Source organism: Kitasatospora sp. NPDC127116, from assembly GCF_042677365.1.
In the GTDB taxonomy this organism is placed as follows: Bacteria; Actinomycetota; Actinomycetes; order Streptomycetales; family Streptomycetaceae; genus Kitasatospora; species Kitasatospora lactacystinica.
On sequence record NZ_JBHXTL010000052.1, the window covers coordinates 1 to 21,763 of the forward strand.

A 21,763-nucleotide genomic window follows, 5' to 3' on the forward strand; every position below is an offset into this window, starting at 1 on the left:
CTGCGGGCGCGTCCGGACCGTCCGCAGACCCCGCCCCCGGGCCGCCCCGGCCCCCACGACCGGGCACGCCCCCGGGACCGCCAGCACACCCCCGCCCCCGGCGGGCGGCCCGGCACCGCCCGGCAGCGGCTGCTCCGGCAGCGGCTGGTGGTCTTCGTCACCGTGACCATCGGGGTGGCGCTGGCCATCGCGGCGGCGCAGGGCTGCGAGAACCGGGACAACCGGAGCGTGCGGCCACCGAGCGCGGTGGTGGTGAATACGGGCTCCGGCGGCGAACAGGCGGTGCCGGGGACCTCGGCCGACGTCGTGCCGCAGTCCTCGACCGCGCCACAGGCCTCGACCGCGCCGCTCCCGGCGGCGGCGCGCGGTGGCGCGGACAGCGGGCTGACAGCCCCGCAGGCGCCCGTGCCACCGGTGGACTGGCCCAACCGCGGCTACCCCGACGGGGCCGGCGGACCGGCCGTCGCCCTGCAGAACGGGCACTCGGTCGGGCCCGGGCCGCAGGTCACGCTGAGCGCGGTACTGCCGGCCCGGTACAAGGGCCTGCCGGCCGCGGTGGTCGTCCTGCGGCGGGCGGAGGGTTCGACCCAGGTCGACCTCGTCCAGCTCTACACCTTCACCGGGGACACCCCGGTCGCCACCACCTCCCGCACCTCGGTGGCGGACCCGCAGGCGGCGGCCACCTGGCGACTGGACGGCAGCACGGTCGTCCGCGAGGAACGCTCGGCCGTCACCGGCGCCGTCGCCTCCACCCGCTACACCGTCCGCCCCGACGGCACCCTCGACGAATCCTGGCCCGGCGCCACCACCCCACCCCCCGCCGCCGCCCCGGCCCCACCCACCTCCCCCACCGGCTGAAGCCACCCGGGCCCCGTCCGCACCACGACGGCCGACACGAGAAGTCGGGCGGGCCGACTTCTCATGCGGCGCGGCTCCGGAAGACGCTGCGGGCGAGCGCCTGGAATGCGGTCTCGGCAAAACCGGCACGCGCGAGAAGTCGATCCAGCCGACTTCTCGCGCGGCGCGGCTCCGGAGGACGCTGCGGGCGCACGCCGACCGGAGGAAGGCCTCGGCGTAAGCGATACGGGCCTGGGCGCCGGGTCGGCCGACCATCGGCGGCAATGGGGCGGCGCAGGACCCGAGAAGTCGGGCGGGCCGACTTCTCGTGCAGGGCCCCCGGAGGACGCTGCGGGCGGGGGGCGGTGGGGGCTCCGGTGAACCGGGCGTGCGTGGGGAGTCGGGCGGTCAGGGGGTGGGGGTGGTGACGGCGTAGAAGGCCACGGCTGCGGCGGCGCCGACGTTGAGGGAGTCGATGCCGTGGGCCATGGGGATGCGGACGGGGTGGTGGGCGGCGGCGATGGCACGGGGGGTGAGGCCGTCGCCCTCGGCTCCGAGCATCAGGGCGGCCTTGGGGAGGCCGTGCGGGGTGAGGGTGTGGAGGTCGACCGCGGCCTCGGCGGGGGTGAGGGCGAGCAGGGTGAAGCCGGCCTCGCGGACGGTGTCGAGGGCGGCGGGCCAGGGGTCCAGGCGCGCGTACGGGACCGCGAAGACGGCGCCCATGGAGACCTTGACCGCGCGCCGGTAGAGCGGGTCGGCGCAGTCGGGCGAGAGCAGGACGGCGTCCATGCCGAGGGCGGCGGCGCTGCGGAAGATGGCGCCGAGGTTGGTGTGGTCGACGAGGCCCTCCAGCACGGCGACCCGGCGGGCCCCGGCGAGCACCTCGGCGGCGTCGGGGAGGGGCTTGCGCTCCATCGAGGCGAGGGCGCCGCGGTGCACGTGGTAGCCGGTGACGGCTTCGGCGAGCGCGGGCTCGACCACGTGGACGGGGGCGTCGGCCTCGGCGATGACGTCGCCCATCACCTCCAGCCACTTGGAGGTGAGCAGCATCGACCGCATCCGGTAGCCGGCGGCCAGGGCGCGGCGGATGACCTTCTCCCCCTCGGCGATGAAGAGGCCCTCGGCGGGTTCGCGGCGGCGGCGCAGTTCGACGTCGGTCAGGCCGGTGTAGTCGGCGAGGCGGGGGTCGGCCGGGTCGGTGATGGTGCGGGGTTCGGACACCCTGCGATCTTGCCAAGCCCGGGCGGGGAAGGCCAAACGGCGGAGGGAGCGGGGTGGTCCCCGGCTGGCCGTAGTGCAAATATGACCGTATGGCCCGAAATCCGGGCCGATCCTGGGCTCCGTCGGCCTCTGGCGCCACTGGCTCCGCCGGCTCCCCCGGTGGGCGCCCACACGGTCGGCCACAGCTGCCGCACGCGAAGCGGCGGTGGCCGGTCTGGCACCGGTCGGTGGCGGGGCAGGTCTTCGCACTCCAGGTGCTGGTCGTGCTGCTGCTCGTGGTGGCGGCCGCGGTGGCACTGGTGGTGCAGTCGCGCAACGACGCCACGCACGAGGCCCGCAACCGTTCGGTGGCGGTGGCGCAGACCTTCGCCAACTCCCCGGGCATCGTCGCCGCGCTGCGCTCCCCCGATCCGACGGCCCTCCTGCAGCCGAGCGCGGAAGCCGCACGGGTCGCCTCGGGCGTGGACTTCATCGTCGTGCTGAACGACCAGGGCATCCGCTACACCCACCCGAACCCGGCCCGGATCGGCCAGAAGTTCGTCGGCGTCTACGAGCCCGCCCTGCACGGGCAGGTGGTGACGCAGCAGGTCTCGGGCACGCTCGGCCGCCTGGTGCAGGCGGTGGTCCCGGTGTACGCGCCGGACGGCTCGGTGGTCGGGGCGGTCTCGGCGGGCGTCACGTTGAAGAACATCAGCAGCGCCAGCCAGCGGCAGCTGCCGGTGGTGCTGGGCGCGGCGGCGGCCGCGGTGGGGCTCGCCACGCTGGGGACGGCGCTGATCAGCCGGCGGCTGCGGCGCCAGACGCACGGGCTGGGCCCGGTCGAGATGACCAGGATGTACGAGCACCACGCGGCGGTGCTGCACGCGGTGCGCGAGGGCGTGATGATCATCGGCGGGGACGGGCGGCTGCTGCTCTGCAACGACGAGGCGCGCCGGCTGCTGGACCTGCCGCCGGACGCCGAGGGCCGCCCGGTGACCGGGCTGGGCCTGGAGCAGGCGCCGCTGGAGCTGCTGACCGCCGAGCGCCAGGTGACCGACGAGGTGGTGCTGGCCGGGGAGCGGCTGCTGGCGGTGAACGTCCGGCTGATCGACCGGCCGGGCGGCCTGCCCGGATGCGTCGCCACGCTGCGCGACTCCACCGAGCTGGCGGCGCTGTCCGGCCGGGCCGAGCGCGCGCAGCGGCGGCTGCGGCTGCTGTACGACGCCGGGGTGACGGTGGGCAGCACCCTGGACGTGACGCGGACGGCGGAGGAGCTGGCGCAGGTCACGGTGCCGCGGTTCGCGGACTTCGTCACGGTGGACCTGGCGGACCAGGTGCTGACCGGCGAGGAGCCGCCGCCGGGCCCGTCGCTGGGGCGGATGCGCCGCGCCGCGGTGGCGGGCGTACGGGACGACGCGCCGTTCTACCCGGTCGGCACGGTGCTGGACGTGGTGCCCGAGACCCCGCTGGCCGGGGCGCTGCACAGTGGTGAGCCGGGCATCGAACCGCACCTGGCGGAGGTCGACGAGTGGCGGGACCAGGACCCGGAGCGGTCGGCGCAGGTACTGGCGTACGGGGTGCACTCGCTGGTGCGGGTGCCGCTGCGGGCGCGCGGGGTGCTGCTGGGGGTGGCCCGGTTCTGGCGGGCGCAGCGGGCCGAGCCGTTCGAGGCGGACGACCTGGCGCTGGCGGTGGAGCTGGTCGCGCACGCCGCGGTGTGCATCGACAACGCCCGCCGCTACACCCGGGAGCACACCATGGCGGTGACGCTCCAGCACAGCCTGCTGCCGCGCAACCTGCCGGAGCAGACGGCGCTGGACGTGGCGCACCGCTACCTGCCGGCGCAGGCCGGGGTGGGCGGGGACTGGTTCGACGTGATTCCGCTGCCGGGTGCGCGGGTGGCGCTGGTGGTCGGGGACGTGGTGGGGCACGGGCTGCACGCGGCGGCGACGATGGGCCGGCTGCGCACGGCGATCCACAACTTCTCGACCCTGGACCTGCCGCCGGACGAGCTGCTGGGGCACCTGGACGAGCTGGTGAACCGGATCGACCAGGACGAGGCGGCGGGCGGCGGGCGCGCGGAGCTGGCCGGGGCGACCTGTCTGTACGCGATCTACGACCCGGTGTCGCGGCGCTGCACGCTGGCCACCGCCGGTCATCCGCCGCCGGCCGTGGTGGACCCGCAGGGCCGGGTGGTGTTCCCGGAGCTGCCGACCGGGCCGCCGCTGGGGCTGGCGGTGCTGCCGTTCGAGACCGCCGAGCTGGAGCTCGCCGAGGGCAGTCGCCTGGTGCTGTACACGGACGGGCTGGTGGAGGACCGGGAGCGGGACATCGACGAGGGGCTGGAGCTGCTGCGGGCGGCGCTGACCGGGCCGCCGCGCACGCCCGAGCAGACCTGCGCGGACGTGCTCGGGGCGATGCTGCCGGCGCACCCGCAGGACGACATCGCCCTGCTGGTGGCCCGGACCAGGGTGCTGGCCCCGGACCACGTGGCGCAGTGGGAGGTGCCCTCCGACCCGGCGGCGGTGCGCGAGGTCCGGGCCGCGGTGGCGGAGCGGCTGACGGCGTGGGGGCTGGAGGAGGCCGCGTTCGTCACCGAGCTGATCCTGAGCGAGCTGGTGACCAACGCGATCCGGTACGGCTCCGGGCCGATCCGGGTGCGGCTGCTGCGGGACCGTTCGCTGATCTGCGAGGTGTCGGACGGCAGCAGCACCTCGCCGCACCTGCGGTACGCGGCGACCGAGGACGAGGGCGGGCGCGGGCTGTTCCTGGTCGCGCAGTTCGCGGACCGCTGGGGGACGCGCTACACGGCGACCGGGAAGGTCATCTGGACGGAGCAGCCGCTGGAGTAGCCGCGGAACGGCCGCGGAACGGGAGGTCGGACCGGCCGACTTCCCGCTCCTGCGCGTTGGCCGCAGCGCGTTCGCCCCGGCGGCCGCTGCGGCGCGTTCGCCCCGGCGGGTCGACGCCGGCGGGTCCGCGCCGGCCTACGGCTGGAAGGCCGCGGCCAGCACGTTGACGACGTCGCCGATGACGATGACCGCCGGGGGCTTGACGCCCTCGGCCTCGACCACCGCGGCGACGGTGCCGAGGGTGGCGTCCACCCGGCGCTGGGCCGCGGTGGTGCCCTCCTGGACGACGGCGACCGGGGTGTCCGCCGGCCGGCCGTACTCGACCAGCCGGGCGGCGATCGCGCCGATCTTGTCCACGGCCATCAGCAGCACCAGGGTGCCGCTCATCCTCGCGGCGGCCTCCCAGTTGGTGAGCGAGCGCTCGTCGTCCGGGCCGACGTGGCCGGAGATCACGGTGAACTCGTGGGTCATGCCGCGGTGGGTGACCGGGACGCCGGCCGCCGCGGGGACGCTGATCGAGCTGGAGATCCCGGGCACCACGGTGACCGGAAGCCCGGCCTCCGCGCAGGCCAGCAGTTCCTCGCCGCCGCGGCCGAAGACGTACGGGTCGCCGCCCTTGAGCCGGACCACGAACTTGCCGGCCTTGGCGTGCTCGACCAGCGTGCGGTTGATCGCCTCCTGGGCCATGAAGCGGCCGTACGGGATCTTGGAGGCGTCGATCACCTCGACGTGCTCGGGCAGTTCGGCGAGCAGCTCGCGCGGGGCGAGGCGGTCGGTGACGACCACGTCGGCGTCGGCGAGCAGCCGGCGGCCCCGCACGGTGATCAGGTCCGGGTCGCCGGGACCGCCGCCGACCAGGGCCACGCCGGCGCCGTGCGCGCGGTACTGGCGGGCGGCCAGCGAGCCGTCCCGCAGGCCGTCGACGATGGCGTCGCGCAGGGCGGCGGAGTGGCGCGGGTCGCCGGTGAGGACCGCGACGGTGGCGCCCGCGTCGCGGCCGCTGGCCGGGGTCCAGGCGGTGGCCGCGGCGGCGTCGTCGCTGCGGGAGCAGAACACCCGCTCGCGCTCGGCCTCGGCGCTGACCGCCGCGTTGACGGCCGGGTCGTCGGTGGCGACCAGGGCGTACCAGGTGCCGGCCAGATCGCCGTCCCGGTACGGGCGGGCGTGCCAGGTGAGCTCGCCGGCGTCGGCCATCGCCTGGACGGCCGGGGTGGTGGCCGGCGATATGAGGTGCAGGTCGGCACCGGAGGCGATCAGGGCCGGCAGCCGCCGCTGGGCGACCTGGCCGCCGCCGACCACGACGACGCGGCGGCCGGCCAGCAGCAGGCCCACCGGGTAGGGGGTACGGCCCTCGGTGCTCGGGTGCGGGGTGGGCGCGCTCATCGGCGGTGCTCCTGATCGGGGGTGAGGGTTGGGGAAGGTACGGCACCGCTCCGCGGTCCGGCGCGCCCTCGGGCCGGTCCGCGGAGCGGTGACGGGGTGCGTCAGGCCTTCTCGGTGACCCCGGCGGAGTCGAAGGTGGCTACATCGTGCATCGCCCGGGCCGCGCTCTGCACCAGCGGCAGGGCCAGCAGGGCACCGGTGCCCTCGCCGAGCCGCAGGTCCAGGTCGATCAGCGGGCGCAGGCCGAGCTTCGCCAGCGCGGCCTGGTGGCCGGGCTCGGCGGAGCGGTGCCCGGCGATGCAGGCGGCCAGCACCTCGGGGGCGATGGCCTTGGCGGCCAGCGCGGCCGAGCCGGCGATGACGCCGTCCAGGACCACCGGGGTGCGCAGCGAGGCGGCGCCCAGCAGGAAGCCGGCCAGGGCGGCGTGCTCCAGGCCGCCGACGGCGGCGAGGACGCCGACCGGGTCGCTCGGGTCGGGCCGGTGCAGGGCCAGCGCGGCGCGGATGACCTCGATCTTGCGGGCGTGGGTCTCGTCGTCGATGCCGGTGCCGCGGCCGGTGACCTCGGCCGGGTCGAGGCCGGTGAACACCGAGATCAGGGCCGCCGAGGCGGTGGTGTTGGCGATCCCCATGTCGCCGGTGACCAGTGCCTTGTTGCCCGCCGCGACCAGGTCGCGGGCGGTCTCGATGCCGACCTCGATGGCCTTGAGGGCCTCCTCGCGGGTCATCGCCGGGCCCTGGGTCATGTCGGCGGTGCCGGGGCGGACCTTGCGCGGCAGCAGGCCGGTGGCGCGGCCCTGCTGGACGGCGTCCGGCAGCTCGGCGGCGACGCCGACGTCGACCACGCAGACCTCGGTGCCGATCTGCTTGGCGAAGGAGTTGATCACCGCTCCCCCGGCCAGGAAGTTGGCGACCATCTGGGCGGTCACCTCCTGCGGCCAGGGACTGACGCCCTGGGCGTGCACACCGTGGTCGCCGGCGAAGATCGCCACGCAGGCGGGCTCCGGGATCGGCGGCGGGCACTTGCGGGACAGCCCGCACAGCTGGGCGGAGATGATCTCCAGCATGCCGAGCGAACCGGCCGGCTTGGTCATCCGCTTCTGACGGTCCCAGGCCTCGCCGAGCGCCTTGGCGTCCAGCGGCCGGATGCCGCGCAGGGTCTCGGCGAGCAGGCTCTGCGGCTCCTCGCCGGGCAGCGCGCGGTTGCCGTACTGCTCCTCGTGGACGACCCAGGACAGCGGGCGCTTCTTGGCCCAGCCCTGCTGCTCCAGCTCGGGCTCGTCCGGGAACTCGTCGACGAAGCCGACGCACAGGTAGGCGACGACCTCCAGGTGCTCGGGCAGGCCGAGTTCGCGGACCAGCTGCTCGTCGTCGAAGAAGCTCACCCAGCCGACGCCCAGGCCCTCGGCGCGGGCGGCCAGCCAGAGGTTCTCGACGGCCAGGGCGGCCGAGTACGGGGCCATCTGCGGCTGGGTGTGCCGGCCCAGGGTGTGCCGGCCGCCGCGGGTGCGGTCGGAGGTCACCACGATGTTGACCGGGGTGTCGAGGATGGCCTCGATCTTGATTTCCTTGAACTGCTTGGCCCGGCCCTTGGGCAGCGAGTCCGCGTACGCCTCGCGCTGGCGCTCGGCCAGGGCGTGCATCCGCTTGCGGGTCTTCGCCGAGCGGATCACCACGAAGTCCCAGGGCTGCGAGTAGCCGACGCTGGGCGCGGTGTGGGCGGCCTCCAGGACGCGGATCAGCACCTCGTGCGGGATCGGGTCCGGGCGGAAGCCGTTGCGCACGTCGCGACGCTCGCGGATCACCTGGTGGACGGCCTCGCGGCCGGCCTCGTCGTATCCGGGGGCGGCCGGGCCGCGCGGCTCGGCCGGCTCCTCGGGCTGCTGCTCCGGCTGCTCCTGCGCCTCCTCGGCGGCGGTGCCCTCAGGGGCCTCAGGGGCCTCGGTGACCTCAGCGGCGTCAACGGCCTCAGCGGCGTCAACGGCCTCGGCGGCGGGCTGCTCCACGGCTCCGGCGGTCGCCTCGCCGGCCTGCTCCTGGGCGGGCTCCGCCTCCGGAGCGGCGGCGGCGGCGGCCTGCGCGACGGCGGCGGGTTCGGCCTCGGCCGGGACCTGCGCCGGCTCGGCGGCCGGCTCCGCGAGGGCCTCGGCCTCCGCGACGGCGGCGACGGGCTGCTCGACGGCGCCCTCGGCGGGAGCGGTCTCCTCGGCCTCTCCGGCCGGCTCGACGGCCTCGACGGGCGCGACGGCCTCGGCCACGGGCTGCTCCACGGCTTCGGCGGGCTGCGCCGCCGGAGCCTCGGGGGCGGCCTCGGCCGGAGCCTCGGCGGGCGACTCGGGGGCCGGCTCGACGGCTTCGGCGGCCTCGGCCTCCGCGGGCGCCTCCACGGCCTGCTCCACGGCCTGTCCGGCGGGTGCCTCGGCCTGGACCTCGGCCTGCTGCTGCGGCTGCTCGGCCTCCGCGGCGGGCTCGACGACGGCCTGGCCGGAGGGCATCTCACCGGTGCCCGCGGCGGTCTCCGCGACCGGCTCGGCGACGGCCTCCGACGCGGTCTCCGCCGGGTGGGCCTGCTCGGCGGCCTCGGCCACCACGGCGACCGGGCCGGACTCGGCGCCCGCGACGGCCTCGGCGGGCTGCGCGGAATCAACGGCCTCGACGGCCTCGACGGCTTCGACGGCCGCGGCCGCGGGCTGCGGCGCGTCGGCGGCCGCTATGGGCGCGGGCTGCTGCGGAGCCGTCTCCTCGACGACCTGGGCCTGCCCGGCCTTCTCGACCTTGGGCAGGCCGTGCGGGGTGGGAGCGGCCAGGAAGGCGGAGATCCGGCGCGGCTGGCCGGCCGGGGCCGCGGCCTCGGTCTGCTCGACGGGCACGGCGGCGCCGTCGGCGGCCACGGCCTCGGCGGCAACGCCCTCGGCGACGGGCTCGACGACGACGGGCGCGTCGGCCGTCCCGGCCACCGGCTGGGCGGACTCGGCCGGGGCGGCCTGCGCCGCCACGGCGACGGCCTCCACGGCCTCCACGGCGGGCGCAGTGGCCTGGGCGGCCTGGGCCGTCACGTCCTGCGCGGGCTGGACCGGGTCGGCGTGGACGGCCTCCGGCGTCTCGACGACCTCGATCACCTCGATCGCCCCGACCGTCTCCACGGCCAGCACGACCTCGACCGGCGGCCCGGCCAGCGGCACCTGCTGGGCGTGCTGGACCTGCTGGAAGTCCTGCGCCTGCGGCAGCTGCTGCCCGTCCACGACCGGAACCCCGGCAGCCGCCGGGGCGACCGGCGCCGTCGGGACGGCCTGCGGGGCGGCGGCGTGCGCCGGGGCGACGGCCTCGGCCATCGGCGGGCGGCCGACCACCGGGATGCCGTGCGCGGGCGTGCCGCCCTGCGAGGGGCCGCGGTCGGCCAGCGAGCGGACCGGCACCTGGCCGGTCATCAGCGACGGGTCCGGGATCGGCGGGCCGGCGTGCAGCGGCCGGCGCGGCTGCTGAGCCTGCGTCATCGGCTGCTGCGGCTGCGTCTGGACGGGCTGCTGCGGAACGGCGTGCTCGGCGCCGAGCACCGGCGGGTCCACCGGCGGCCAGGACGGCTCGACCGGCGTGCCGTCCTGCTGCGGCGCGAGCGGCATCTGCTCGGCCGGCACGGCCGGCTCGCCCCAGGAGCCCTGCGGGCCGGGCATCAGCAGCACGTCGTCATCGTCGTCCAGGCCGTCCGGCGTGTCGGGCTGGTCGAGGAAGTGGAAGGCCGGGCGCGGGGCGCCCTGGTCGACGGCCCAGCCGTCGCCGGGGTGGCCGGGCTGGGGCACGCCGGGAACGCCGTAGCCGTGCTGGCCCTGCGGCGGGATGACGCCCGCACCCGGGGGCATCGCGCCGGGGACGCCGCCGACCGGAGCCGGGTTCGGGATCGCACCGCCGTCCGTCGCGACGCCCTGGAGGGGTGCAACGCCCGCGACGCCCTCCGGTCCGCCGAGCGGGTCATGCCCGGCGTGCAGGTGCTCCGGCAGTCCCTCGCCCGGGACGTGGCCGCCATCGGTCATTGTCAAAGCTCCTTCCAGGCCGCTGCCGCGCCCTCGGCGACACGATCACCGATCGCAGCGCCCATCCGCACGGGCCGCACCAGCACCGGCCCGCCCCTAACCACACGCGGCCGCCGCGCCGTGGCGCTGCGGCCCAAGTCCATCCGGCGCACTGCGGCACCCCGGCCCGGCGCGCCGCCCGTACGGGGCGGCACATCGTCTGAAACAACGACAACCCGGAGCAACCGGCACGACCGCACCGGACCCTACGGCATTCTCCAGGTCCGGCACGCGGCCCGTCGAATTGCCCACACTCCGAGCGGAATCGGATTGCACCGCGTCAAAAAGGTGACAAACCGACCGAATCGGGTGGGTCGCCGACCGATACGGCCGTCCAGGACGTCACACTACCGGCACGGCGCGGTCACCTCTCGAATCGGTGTCCGGATGCGACCTGGATCACCGTCGGCGCCACCGGACGGCCCCGGCCCGCGCCCACGGCCTTCACACGATCTGCTCACCCCAGAGCACCAGCGCGCCGGTCCCGCCGGCCCCCAGCGCCAGACCGTCGCCCTCCCCCACCGGCCGCAACGGGGTCGCCTGGAGCAGCGCGCCGTCCGCCCGGTAACCGGCCCCGGCGATCGCCCGGTGGACCTCCTGCGCCTCGGCGAGGGTCCGGGGCAGCGCGACGAACCGCTCGGGCCGGCGGGCCAGGACGGCGCGCACCACGTCGAGTCCGCCGGACTCCACCACCGCCGCGTCCGGCTCCGGCAGGCCGCCCAGCACCTCGGGGCCGCTCCCGTACACCGTCTCCACCTCGACGCCGTAGCGGCGGGCGTTGACGGTCAGCCGGGCGCAGGCCGAGCGGGAATCCTCGACCGCGACGACGGCGGCGCCGAACCGGGCCGCCTCCACCGCGAGGGCGCCGCTGCCGGCGCCGACCGACCAGACCAGGTCCCCGGGGCGCGCGCCCAGACGGGCCAGTACCAGGGCGCGCACATGGGCGGGGAGCGCCTCCGGTGCGCCCGGCTCACCCTCCGTGCGCCCGGCGCCCGCATAGGCGTCACCGGGGAGCGCCCAGCCGCGTTCCGCGCCGGGGTAGCCGACCGGGCGCCCCGCGAGCCAGCCGGCCGCCTCGTCCACGGCGGAGGCCTGGGCGCCGCCGCCGATCACCAGCACCACGTTCGGGTCGCGCCACACGTGGTCGGCGATCCGGTCGGAGGTGAGGACGGTGACGTCCTCGTCCGGGGTGCCGAGGGCCTCGCAGACCACGAAGGTCCGGTGCACCCCGCGCAGCATCAGGGCGAGTTCGGCGGGCCCGGCGCCGGGCGCGGTGAGCACCGCGACCTTGGGGTGGGCCCGGCAGATGTTGGCCGCACGGCGCAGCCGTCCGCCGTGGACGCTGACCACCTGGGCGTCCTCCCAGGGCATGCCGGCCCGGGCGAAGGCGGCGGCCACCGAGGAGACGGCGGGCAGCACCTCCAGTTCGAGGCCGTACTCGGGGCGGCGCAGGGTGCGCACCACCCCGAAGAAGCCCGGGTCGCCCTCGGCGACCACGACGGCGGCGCCGCGGTGCTCGGCGATCCGGCGGGCGGCCTGCCGGACGTTGCCGAGGGTGATCCGCTCGGCGGCCTCCGGCACCGGGAGGGCGTTCAGTTGGTAGGGGGCTCCCGCCACCAGGGTCGCCGCGGCCAGGGCCGCGCCGGCGGCCTCGGTCAGCGGTGTGCCGTCCCACCCGATGACCGTGATCCGGTCAGCCATCTGCGGCCGTTCTCCCTCGCCTCGGTGCGCCACGCGATCCGCCGTCGTGCGGTGCCGGTCCAGAGGCTACCGGGTGCGGTACCCCGGACCCCGACATCTCGCACACATGTCCACGCCGGGTCAGGGGCTTCGGGGCTCAGTCGCGGAGCACGTAGCGCTGGTCGCCGTGCCAGCCCCCGCGGAGCGGCTCGGGCGACTCCAGGTCCTCCGGGAGCAGGCTCCACAGGATGAGGTCGCTGCGGCTCTCTCCCCCGGTCCGGCCGCCGGGAGATGCCTCCGGCACCGCCTCGCCGGACTCTCCCCGGACTATCCAGGCGCTGCGCAGCACGCCCTCGCTGATGCCGCCGATCTTCTGGGCGACCTGCTGGGCGGCGGTGTTGCCGGCGGCGGTGCGCAGCTCCAGGCGCAGGAAGCCGCGGTCCTCGAACAGCCACTGGGCGACGCCGAGGACGGCCTCCGGGGCGTAGCCCTCGCCGCGCGCCCAGACGGCGGTGACGTAGGAGATCTCGGTGCTGCGCAGCCGCCAGTCGGTGTTGCGCAGCTCGACCAGGCCGACCAGGCGCTGGGTCAGGTTCTCGGTGACGGCGAAGACGATGCCGCGCCCGGCGGCCCGGTGGGCGGGGGCGAGGGTGCGGGCGAGCTCGGCCGCGTACTCCTCGGTGAAGGGGTGCGGCAGGTCCGTCCAGGCGAGGACCAGGTCGTCGGCCATCATGGTGGCCAGCCCGGGGGCGTCGTCCTCCGCCAGGGGCCGGAGCAGCAGCCGTTCGGTGCTGATGGCGGTCTCGGGGAAGCTCGCTGCCATGCCGTCTCTCCTCGCCGGGTCGTGAACACAACACCGTACGCCTCCGTCGTGCCCCGGGTGCCACGCGGTGCGCTGCCCGCACGACGGTACGTCAGAACGCGGTCGGCCGGAGTGTCCCTGCCGCATACTGCCCGACCGGGCCCCCGCCGAGGTGCGGCGGGGGCCCGGTCGGGATCGGGGTGTCGAGCGGACCGCGGCTCAGAAGGCCGGGATGACCGAACCCTGGAAGGTGTCGTTGATGTACTTCTTGACCTCGTCGGAGTGCAGCAGCTCGGCCAGCTTCTTGACCCGCGGGTCGTTCTCCTTGCCCTTCTTGACGGCCAGGATGTTGGCGTACGGGTTGCCCTCGGCCTTCTCCAGCACCAGGGCGTCGGTGGCCGGCTTCAGGCCGGAGTCGATCGCGTAGTTGCCGTTGATGACGGCGGCGTCGAGGTCGGCGACGGAGCGGGGCAGCTGGGCGGCCTCCAGCTCCTTCCACTTGAAGTTCTTCGGGTTGCCGGTCACGTCCGCCGGGGTGGCGGCGGTGGTGACGCCGTCCTTGAGGGTGATCAGCTTGTTGTCCGCGAGCAGCTTGAGCGCGCGGCCCTCGTTGGTGGCGTCGTTCGGCAGACCGATGGTGGCGCCGTCCGGCAGGTCGGCGATCGCCTTGACCTTCTTGGAGTAGACGCCCAGCGGCTCCAGGTGCACGGGCTCGACCGACACGATGTCGGTGCCGCGCTTCTTGTTGAAGTCCTCCAGGTACGGGACGTGCTGGAAGTAGTTGGCGTCGGCCGAACCGTCCTGCACCGCCGTGTTGGGGGTCACGTAGTCGGTGACCTCCTTGATGTCGAGCTTGAGGCCCGCCTTCTCCGCGAGGTTGTCCTTGACGAACTTCAGGATCTGACCGTGCGGGGTGGGGCTGGCCACGACCTTGAGCGGCGCGTTCGCGTCCGACGAGGAGGAGGACCCGGAGCTGCCGCAGGCGGCGAGCGAGAGGGCGACGCCGGCGGTGGCGAGGATGCTGGTGAACTTCAGAACGTTGCGCACGAAAAGTGCCTTTCTGCGTGGAACGGGGAGCCGCGCCCGGGGTCGGACGGGGGAGGTCTAGGAGGCGACGAGGTCCTCGTCGGGAGTCGTCCGGGAGCGGCCGAGCAGCCGGGTCCGGCCGCCGGTGCGCCCGCGGTGGGAGAGCCGCTGGACGACGAAGTCGCCGATCAGCTGGACGGCGGTGACGATGATCACCAGCTCGGCCACGATGACCCACATGAAGGTGGTCTCGAAGCGCTGGTAGCCGTAGTTGACGGCGAGGGTGCCGAGGCCGCCGCCGCCGACCGTGCCGGCCATCGCGGAGTAGCTGATCAGGGTGATGACCGTGGTGGTGACCGAGGCCACGATGCCGGGCAGGGCCTCGGGCAGCAGGGTCTTGCGGACGATCGTCCAGGTGCTGCCGCCCATCGACTGGACCGCCTCGACCAGGCCCCGGTCGACCTCACGGACGGAGGTCTCGACCAGGCGGGCGAAGAACGGGATGGCGCCGATGGTCAGCGGCACGGTCGCCGCCTGCCAGCCGATGGAGGTGCCGACCAGCCAGCGGGTGAAGGAGATCAGCGCGATCATCAGGATGATGAACGGCACCGACCGGGCGAGGTTCACGACGAAGCCGATGCTCTTGTTGACGGCCCGGTTGGCCAGCAGGCCGCCCTTGTCGGTGAGCACCAGCAGCACGCCCAGCGGCAGGCCGAGCAGGACGGTGACGACCGCGGACACCCCGACCATCTGGAAGGTCTCCTGCGTGGCGGGCCCCATCAGGGCCCACATCTCGTCCCAGGTCATGCCACCGCTCCGTCCGTCGCACCGATCACGTCCACCTGCAGGCCCTGCTCGCGCAGGTAGCCGATCGGCACCACGTTGTCCTGGTGGCCGCCGGACAGCTCGACCCGCATCCGGCCGACCATCCGGCCGGCGATGGTCTCCACCGCGGCGCCGAGGATGTTGATGTCGATCTGGTAGGTGCGGGCGAGCTGGGAGACGAAGGGCTGGGCCGAGCTGTCGCCCTGGAAGGTGATCTCCAGCACGGTGGAGCCGGGGTGGCCGGTGCCGAACTCGCTGAGCGGGAACAGTTCGCGGGCCAGCTCGGAGCCGGGCCTGGCGAGCAGGTCGGTGAGCTCGCCGGACTCGACCACCCGGCCGCCGCGCATCAGGGCGGCGGAGTCGCAGACGGACTTGATGACGTCCATCTCGTGGGTGATCAGCAGGACGGTGAGGCCCAGCTGCTGGTTGAGCTCGCGCAGCAGCTTGAGGATCGAGCGGGTGGTCTCCGGGTCGAGCGCCGAGGTGGCCTCGTCGGAGAGCAGCACCTTGGGGTCGCCGGCCAGCGCCCGGGCGATGCCGACGCGCTGCTTCTGGCCGCCGGACAGCTGGTTGGGGTAGCTGCGGGCCTTGTCGCCCAGGCCGACCAGGTCGAGCAGTTCGGCGGCCTTGCGGCGGCGCTCGGTGCGGTCCAGGCCGATGATCTCCAGCGGGAGCTCGACGTTCTGCTGCACCGTCCGCGAGGAGAGCAGGTTGAAGTGCTGGAAGACCATGCCGATCCGGCGGCGGGCCTCGCGCAGCTCCTTGCCGGCCCGGTTCTCGCCGCCGGCCAGCGCGGTCAGCTCGACCCCGTCCACGGTGACCGTGCCGGAGGACGGGCGCTCCAGCATGTTCACGCAGCGGATGAGGGTGGACTTGCCGGCACCGCTGGTGCCGACGACTCCGTAGACCTCGCCCGGGCGGACGTGCAGGTCGACACCGGCGAGGGCGGTCACCTCGCGGCCTCGGGAACGGTAGACCTTCGTCAGGTCCGTGGTGGTGATCACAGCGGCTTTCCGTGGGTCGGGGGCGGGCGGCGCGGGTCGACCGCCCGACCTGCTTGCGGTCGGCGGGGCGACCTCACGGCGCTGCGCCAGGAGGGTCCGGACCTGGCGTCCCTCGATCGTGGCCGTTGGACGCCGGGGCCGCGCGACGGCGTGGCCCCAACGGGTCAACGGCACCCGCGCGGATGCGGGCACGACGGGGGAAGGGGTCCGGGAGGAGGGGCGCGCTCGCACGGGCGGGAGCGCTGCCGGAGTCTCGCTTCGGGGCGCGAGGGGGAGGCGCCCTCAGCGGGGCGCCGGGGGCGGTGGCCCTCAGCAGTGACACATTCGACGACACATGGCACGCTCACCTGCCGGCAGGGTGCCGGTGGGGGTCCAGTTCGTCGTCGCAGTCATGTGAGCCAGTAAAACAGATGGGTCGAATTCCGCCCAATTGTTTGGCGGAGCTGTCCGCAATGCGGACAGATACCCCTGTGACCTGCATGGATACGGCTCGGCGCCGCCACCGGTGGTCCGGATGGTGGCGGCGCCGGGAAACGTGCGCGGGGCGGCGGGCTCAGGCCGTCGCCGCGAGCGGCGTCGCGGCGGGCTTCTCCAGGTGGACGTAGCTCAGCCGGCTGGTGATCTGCTCGACCCCGGTCTGGCGGTACCCCTGTCGAGCGTACAGCCGCAGGTTGCCGAGGCTGCGGTGGCCGGTGGACAGCCGGTAGGCGCTCACCGGGCCCTCCTGGGCCATGCGGCGCTCCAGCGCGTCCAGCAGGCGGCCGCCGAGGCCGTGGCGCTGCATCCGCGGGTGGACGACCAGGCGCCCTATCCGGGCGACGCCGTCGTCGCCGACGCGGCCGCGGACGGTGCCGACCACCTCGTCGCCCAGCCGGGCGACCAGGAAGTGGTCCTCGGACAGTTCGGCGCGCAGGCTCTCCAGGCTCTGCGTCAGGGGCTCGATCGCCCAGTCGCCGTACAGCTCGGCCTCGGGCTGGTAGCCGAGGTACTGGAGCTTGAGGATCTGCTCCGCGTCCTCGGCCTCCGCAGCCGAGATGATCACGCTCATGCCCATGTGGAGGGGCCTCCCCAGTCGTCGTGCCCGGCGCGCAGAGGGTGGCGCGCTCACGCTCAGTATCCGAGTGATCGCACCACCGTCAAGAGCTGCGTTCGCCAGCGCTCTACCCGGGTGTCAGCTCCGCTCAACCTTCGCGGGGGCGGACGTGAGCAGGGTCACCTCCCGTGCCGCACGGGTTCCGCCCGGCCGCACGGGCTGCTCAGGGGTGGCGCTCAGGGGTAGCGCTCCGCGTGGAGCAGCATCCGCAGGCAGGCCAGGCAGCGCGAGCGGGTGGGGCCGATCGAGCCGCGCGGCATGCCGAGCCGCTCGGAGAGCTCACGGTACGTGGGCGGCGGGTCCTCGGCGAGCGCGGCGATCAGCTGCGGACAGCGGCCGGGCAGGGCGGCGACGGTCTCGCGGACCGCGCGGCGGCGGGCTTCGGCGAGGTAGACGTCCTCGGCGGAGGGGGCGGGCGGGAGGGGGGTGCACACACCGTGCATGACGGCCCGGGGCGGGGCCGGTTACGCCCGGGCCGGGGCGCGGACACGGGAGGGGCGCGCCGGTCGGACCGCCGCGCCCCTCCCCCGCCGCACCGGGGGTCGATCCCGTCGCGCCCGGGCGTCGATCCCGACCGTGCCGGGGGTCGACCCCTCCGTCGGCGGGCCGGCCGCCCGCGAGGGGTCAGCCCCGGACCCACTCCTGCTGCCGCGCCAGGTCCGCCTTCACCTCGGCGAGCTGGACCGCGACCGCCGAGGGGGCCGTTCCGCCGCGCCCGTTGCGGGCGGCGATGGCGCCGTGGACGCTGAGCACCGAGCGCACCTCGGGCGTCAGGTGCTCCGAGATCGCGGCGAACTGCCCGTCCGTCAGGTCGGACAGTTCGATGCCCTCGGCCTCGCAGACCTTGACGCAGGCGCCGGCCACCTCGTGCGCGACCCGGAACGGCACGCCCTGCTTGACCAGCCACTCGGCGATGTCGGTGGCGAGCGAGAAGCCGGCCGGGGCCAGCTCCTCCAGCCGCTCCCGGTGCACGGTGAGGGTGGCCATCATCCCGGTGAACGCGGGCAGCAGCACCTCCAGCGTGTCGCAGGAGTCGAAGACCGGCTCCTTGTCCTCCTGGAGGTCCCGGTTGTAGGCGAGCGGCAGCGCCTTGAGGGTGGCCAGCAGGCCGGTCAGGTTGCCGATCAGCCGGCCGGACTTGCCGCGGGCGAGCTCGGCGATGTCCGGGTTCTTCTTCTGCGGCATGATCGAGGAGCCGGTGGAGAAGGCGTCGTGCAGCGTGATGAAGCCGAACTCCTTGGTGTTCCAGATGATCACCTCCTCCGCGATCCGGGAGAGGTTGACGCCGACCATCGCGGTCACGAAGGCGAACTCGGCGACGAAGTCGCGCGAGGCGGTGCCGTCGATGGAGTTGCCGGCCGAGCCGCCCTCGAAGCCGAGCTCGGCGGCGACGGCCTCCGGGTCGAGGCCGAGCGAGGAGCCGGCCAGCGCGCCGGAGCCGTACGGCGAGACGGCGGTGCGGGCGTCCCACTGGCGCAGCCGCTCGGCGTCCCGGCCGAGGGCCTGCACGTGCGCGAGGACGTGGTGGGCGAAGAGCACCGGCTGGGCGTGCTGGAGGTGGGTGCGGCCCGGCATCGCGGTGTCCGGGTGCGCCTCGGCGAGGCCGACGAGGGCCTGCTGGAGGTCGAGCAGCAGGCTGCCGATGGTCTTCGCGTGGTCCCGCAGGTACATCCGGAACAGGGTGGCGATCTGGTCGTTGCGGGAGCGTCCGGCCCGCAGCTTGCCGCCGAGGTCGGGGCCGAGGCGCTCCAGCAGGCCGCGCTCCAGGGCGGTGTGCACGTCCTCGTCGGCGACGGTGCCGGTGAAGGTGCCCGCCCGGACGTCGGCCAGCAGCCGGTCCAGGCCGCCCAGCATGCCGGTCAGCTCCTCGTCGGAGAGCAGGCCGGCCTTGTGCAGGACCCGGGCGTGGGCCTTGGAGCCGGCGATGTCGTACGGCGCGAGGCGCCAGTCGAAGTGGACCGAGGCCGAGAGCCGGGCGAGCGCCTCGGACGGGCCGTCGGCGAAGCGCGCGCCCCAGAGGCGGACGTCGGAGGGCTGCTCGGCGGTCATCGCGTGACTCCTTCATGCATGCGCAGTGGACGGCATAAGTATGCACGACGCCGTATGAAACACAAAACCCCGGCCGGAGGGTTCTCCGTCGGCCGGGGTTCGTCGAGGTCAGGCGCTGCGCGGCGCTACTGGGCCTTCGCCTGGGCGAGTTGCATGAGGTGGTCGGCGAGCGCCTGGCCGCCGGCCGGGTCGCGGCTGATCAGCAGCACGGTGTCGTCGCCGGCGATGGTGCCGATGATCTCGAAGACCTCGGCCTGGTCGATCGCAGAGGCCAGGAACTGGGCGGCGCCCGGCGGGGTGCGCAGCACCACCAGGTTGCCGGAGGCCGTCGCGGAGACCATGAGTTCGCCGGCCAGCCGGGCCATCCGGCCCTCGCTGGCCGACTCCCCCATCGGCGCGCGCGGCGTGCGGTCGCCGCCCTCGGCCGGGACGGCGTAGATCAGCGCGCCGTCCCGGTTGCGGATCTTGACCGCGCCCAGCTCGTCCAGGTCCCGGGAGAGGGTGGCCTGGGTCACCACGAGTCCATCGTCGGCGAGCAGCTTGGCGAGCTGGCTCTGCGAACGCACGGGCTGGCGGGTGAGCAGGTCCACGATCCGCCGGTGGCGCGCGGTGCGGGTCTGCGGGACCTGCGGCGTCGGGCCGGCGGCGGACGAGCCGGAGCGGGAAGCGGTCATGTGATTATTCTCCCGGACGACGGTCAACTCGCATCGGCCGGGGCACTCTCGCGCACCGTCCGGAGGATGCCCGGCAGCGCGGCCAGGAAGGCGTCCGCCTCCTGCTCGGTCAGCACCAGCGGCGGGGCCAGCCGGACGGCGTCCGGGACGGCCGCGTTGACCAGGTAACCCGCCTCCTGGGCGGCCGCCTGGACCCGCGCCGAGACCGGCTCGGTGAGCACGATGCCGAGCAGCAGGCCCGCCCCGCGCACGTGCGAGACCAGCGGGTCGCCGAGCGCCTCGATTCCGTGCCGCAGCCGCTCGCCCAGCTTGCGGGTGTGCTCCAGCAGGCCCTCGGACTCGATGGTGTCCAGCACCGCGAGCCCGGCCGCGGCGGCCACCGGGTTGCCGCCGAAGGTGGTGCCGTGCTGGCCCGGGGTGAGCAGTTCGGCGGCCGGCCCGAAGGCGAGCACCGCGCCCATCGGCAGACCGCCGCCGAGCGCCTTGGCCAGGGTGACCACGTCCGGCTCGACGCCCTCGTACGCCTGGTGGGCGAACCAGTGGCCGGTGCGGCCGACACCGGTCTGGATCTCGTCCAGGACCAGCAGGGTGCCGGTGGCCCGGGTGATCTCGCGCGCCGCCCGCAGGTAGCCCTCGGGCAGCGGGACGGCGCCGTTCTCGCCCTGGATCGGCTCCAGGAAGACGGCGGCGGTCCCGGTGGTGACGGCCGCGCGCAGCGCCTCGACGTCGCCGAACGGGACGTGGGTGACGTCGCCGGGCAGCGGCCGGAACGGCTCCTGCTTGGCGGGCTGGCCGGTGAGCGCGAGGGCGCCCATGGTGCGGCCGTGGAACGCGCCCTGGAGGGCGACCAGGTGGGTGCGGCCGGTCCGCCGGCTGATCTTGAAGGCGGCCTCGTTGGCCTCGGCGCCGGAGTTGCAGAAGAACACCCGCCCGCCCGGGCGGCCGTCCAGCTCCAGCAGCCGCTCGGCGAGGGCGATGGTGGGCTCGGCCATGAAGAGGTTGGAGACGTGGCCGAGGGTGGCGATCTGCCGGCTCACGGCCTCGACGACGGCCGGGTGGGCGGTGCCGAGGGCGTTGACGGCGATGCCGCCGAGCAGGTCGGTGTACTCCTTGCCGTCGGCGTCCCAGAGCTTGCTGCCCTCGCCGCGCACCAGCGGGATGCGGGGGGTGCCGTAGTTGTCGGTGAAGGAGTGCTGCCACCGCTGGGCGAGCTGCTCGTTGTGCGTCACGTCGGTCATGTCGGTCCCGCCGGTCATGCCAGTCCCCCGGTCACGGTCGCTTCGTCGTCCGGCACGACCATCGTGCCGATGCCCTCGTCGGTGAAGATCTCCAGCAGCAGGCTGTGCTGGACCCGGCCGTCCAGCACGCGGGCGGTGCCCACGCCGGAGCGGACGGCGCGCAGGCAGCCCTCCATCTTGGGGAGCATGCCGCTGGCCAGGTCGGGCAGCAGCTCCTCCAGCTCGCTCGCGGTGAGCTGGCTGATCACGTCGTCCGAGTTCGGCCAGTCCTTGTAGAGGCCCTCGACGTCGGTGAGGACGACGAGCATCTCGGCGCCGAGCGCGACCGCGAGGGCGGAGGCGGCGGTGTCGGCGTTGATGTTGTAGACGTGGCCGTCGGTACCGCGGGCGATCGAGGAGATGACCGGGATGCGGCCGTCGGCGATCATCGCCTTCACCGCGCCGGACTCGATGTTGACGATGTCGCCGACCAGGCCGATGTCGACCTGCTCGCCGTCCACCACCGCGTAGCGCTTGACCGCCGTCATGGTGTGGGCGTCCTCGCCGGTCATGCCGACCGCGAACGGGCCGTGCCCGTTGAGCAGGCCGACCAGCTCGCGCTGCACCTGGCCGGCGAGCACCATCCGGACCACGTCCATGGTCTCCGGGGTGGTGACCCGCAGGCCGTTGGTGAAGCTCGACTCCAGGCCCAGCCGGTCGAGTTGGGCGCTGATCTGGGGGCCGCCGCCGTGCACCACGACCGGGTGCAGACCGGCGTAGCGCAGGAAGACGACGTCCTGGGCGAAGGCGGCCTTGAGGCTCTCGTCCACCATCGCGTTGCCACCGAACTTGATCACGACGGTCTTGCCGTGGAAGCGCTCCAGCCACGGCAGCGCCTCGATCAGCGTCATGGCCTTGGGCAACGCGGTGTTGTTGCGGGCCTGTTCGCCCTTGGGTGCGATCTGCACGGGATTCCCTCGTCGATGGGGGTCCCCCCGGCCGCAGGCTGGGGGAGGATGTCGCGGATCAGGTGTCGCGGCTCAGGGTGTCGCGG

Annotated in this window: 15 protein-coding genes and 1 pseudogene; 2 read left to right on the forward strand and 14 right to left on the reverse strand. The window is 74.7% G+C overall.

What is annotated here, in order from left to right; translation table 11 throughout:
- A pseudogene (locus ACFVHV_RS21310) lies at positions 1 to 858 on the forward strand (hypothetical protein); the annotation flags it as partial.
- A 387-nt stretch (positions 859 to 1,245) separates the two neighbouring features.
- Here ACFVHV_RS21310 and ACFVHV_RS21315 read toward each other — a convergent pair.
- A complete protein-coding gene (locus ACFVHV_RS21315; protein WP_359906008.1) occupies positions 1,246 to 2,058 on the reverse strand; it encodes an RNA methyltransferase in 813 nt (270 codons plus the stop codon).
- Positions 2,059 to 2,147: 89 nt separating this feature from the next.
- On the opposite strand from ACFVHV_RS21315, the gene ACFVHV_RS21320 reads away from it, so the two are divergent.
- Positions 2,148 to 4,889 (forward strand): SpoIIE family protein phosphatase, encoded by a 2,742-nt coding sequence (locus ACFVHV_RS21320; RefSeq protein WP_359906005.1) that lies wholly within the window; start codon positions 2,148 to 2,150, stop codon positions 4,887 to 4,889.
- Positions 4,890 to 5,024: 135 nt separating this feature from the next.
- Here the strand turns inward: ACFVHV_RS21320 and cobA are convergent, their stop codons facing one another.
- The 13 genes from cobA to argB form a co-directional block, all read right to left on the reverse strand.
- On the reverse strand, positions 5,025 to 6,272 hold the full coding sequence (cobA, locus tag ACFVHV_RS21325) for a uroporphyrinogen-III C-methyltransferase (RefSeq protein WP_359906002.1): 1,248 nt from the start codon (positions 6,270 to 6,272) through the stop codon (positions 5,025 to 5,027).
- 101 nt (positions 6,273 to 6,373) lie between these two features.
- The gene (cobT, locus tag ACFVHV_RS21330; protein ID WP_380352713.1) at positions 6,374 to 10,300 is read right to left on the reverse strand and encodes a nicotinate-nucleotide--dimethylbenzimidazole phosphoribosyltransferase; all 3,927 of its coding nucleotides are present in this window, start codon (positions 10,298 to 10,300) and stop codon (positions 6,374 to 6,376) included.
- A 483-nt stretch (positions 10,301 to 10,783) separates the two neighbouring features.
- Positions 10,784 to 12,040, reverse strand: coding sequence for a precorrin-6y C5,15-methyltransferase (decarboxylating) subunit CbiE (cbiE, locus tag ACFVHV_RS21335; protein ID WP_359905996.1), 1,257 nt, complete (start codon positions 12,038 to 12,040; stop codon positions 10,784 to 10,786).
- A 136-nt stretch (positions 12,041 to 12,176) separates the two neighbouring features.
- Positions 12,177 to 12,842, reverse strand: coding sequence for a GNAT family N-acetyltransferase (locus ACFVHV_RS21340; protein WP_359905994.1), 666 nt, complete (start codon positions 12,840 to 12,842; stop codon positions 12,177 to 12,179).
- Positions 12,843 to 13,040: 198 nt separating this feature from the next.
- Positions 13,041 to 13,868, reverse strand: a complete 828-nt coding sequence (locus ACFVHV_RS21345; RefSeq protein WP_359905991.1) for a MetQ/NlpA family ABC transporter substrate-binding protein — start codon at positions 13,866 to 13,868, stop codon at positions 13,041 to 13,043.
- Between the two features lie 57 nt (positions 13,869 to 13,925).
- Positions 13,926 to 14,654, reverse strand: a complete 729-nt coding sequence (locus tag ACFVHV_RS21350; protein WP_359905988.1) for a methionine ABC transporter permease — start codon at positions 14,652 to 14,654, stop codon at positions 13,926 to 13,928.
- A complete protein-coding gene (locus ACFVHV_RS21355) occupies positions 14,651 to 15,676 on the reverse strand; it encodes an ATP-binding cassette domain-containing protein (RefSeq protein WP_359905985.1) in 1,026 nt (341 codons plus the stop codon). Before ACFVHV_RS21355 ends, ACFVHV_RS21350 begins: the two co-directional genes overlap by 4 nt.
- Before the next feature lie 553 nt (positions 15,677 to 16,229).
- Positions 16,230 to 16,730, reverse strand: coding sequence for a GNAT family N-acetyltransferase (locus tag ACFVHV_RS21360; RefSeq protein WP_359905982.1), 501 nt, complete (start codon positions 16,728 to 16,730; stop codon positions 16,230 to 16,232).
- Positions 16,731 to 16,945: 215 nt separating this feature from the next.
- Complete coding sequence (locus tag ACFVHV_RS21365) at positions 16,946 to 17,203, reverse strand: hypothetical protein (RefSeq protein WP_359905979.1); 258 nt, start codon at positions 17,201 to 17,203, stop codon at positions 16,946 to 16,948.
- A 190-nt stretch (positions 17,204 to 17,393) separates the two neighbouring features.
- Positions 17,394 to 18,818 (reverse strand): argininosuccinate lyase, encoded by a 1,425-nt coding sequence (gene argH, locus ACFVHV_RS21370; protein WP_359905976.1) that lies wholly within the window; start codon positions 18,816 to 18,818, stop codon positions 17,394 to 17,396.
- A 125-nt stretch (positions 18,819 to 18,943) separates the two neighbouring features.
- Positions 18,944 to 19,492 (reverse strand): arginine repressor, encoded by a 549-nt coding sequence (locus tag ACFVHV_RS21375; RefSeq protein ID WP_359905973.1) that lies wholly within the window; start codon positions 19,490 to 19,492, stop codon positions 18,944 to 18,946.
- A gap of 23 nt (positions 19,493 to 19,515) precedes the next feature.
- Entirely contained in the window at positions 19,516 to 20,748 is a 1,233-nt protein-coding gene (locus ACFVHV_RS21380) for an acetylornithine transaminase (RefSeq protein ID WP_359905970.1), read from the reverse strand.
- The gene (gene argB / locus ACFVHV_RS21385) at positions 20,745 to 21,620 is read right to left on the reverse strand and encodes an acetylglutamate kinase (protein WP_359906023.1); all 876 of its coding nucleotides are present in this window, start codon (positions 21,618 to 21,620) and stop codon (positions 20,745 to 20,747) included. Before argB ends, ACFVHV_RS21380 begins: the two co-directional genes overlap by 4 nt.
- Positions 21,621 to 21,763 lie beyond the last annotated feature (143 nt).

Coding starts and splice junctions, on each gene's coding strand:
- ACFVHV_RS21320 (WP_359906005.1), top strand. CDS start 2,148: ATGGCCCGAAATCCGGGCCGATCCTGGGCTCCGTCGGCCTCTGGCGCC.
- cobA (WP_359906002.1), bottom strand. CDS start 6,272: ATGAGCGCGCCCACCCCGCACCCGAGCACCGAGGGCCGTACCCCCTAC.
- cobT (WP_380352713.1), bottom strand. CDS start 10,300: ATGACCGATGGCGGCCACGTCCCGGGCGAGGGACTGCCGGAGCACCTG.
- cbiE (WP_359905996.1), bottom strand. CDS start 12,040: ATGGCTGACCGGATCACGGTCATCGGGTGGGACGGCACACCGCTGACC.
- ACFVHV_RS21340 (WP_359905994.1), bottom strand. CDS start 12,842: ATGGCAGCGAGCTTCCCCGAGACCGCCATCAGCACCGAACGGCTGCTG.
- ACFVHV_RS21350 (WP_359905988.1), bottom strand. CDS start 14,654: ATGACCTGGGACGAGATGTGGGCCCTGATGGGGCCCGCCACGCAGGAG.
- ACFVHV_RS21360 (WP_359905982.1), bottom strand. CDS start 16,730: ATGGGCATGAGCGTGATCATCTCGGCTGCGGAGGCCGAGGACGCGGAG.
- argH (WP_359905976.1), bottom strand. CDS start 18,818: ATGACCGCCGAGCAGCCCTCCGACGTCCGCCTCTGGGGCGCGCGCTTC.
- ACFVHV_RS21375 (WP_359905973.1), bottom strand. CDS start 19,492: ATGACCGCTTCCCGCTCCGGCTCGTCCGCCGCCGGCCCGACGCCGCAG.
- ACFVHV_RS21380 (WP_359905970.1), bottom strand. CDS start 20,748: ATGACCGGCGGGACCGACATGACCGACGTGACGCACAACGAGCAGCTC.
- argB (WP_359906023.1), bottom strand. CDS start 21,620: ATGACGCTGATCGAGGCGCTGCCGTGGCTGGAGCGCTTCCACGGCAAG.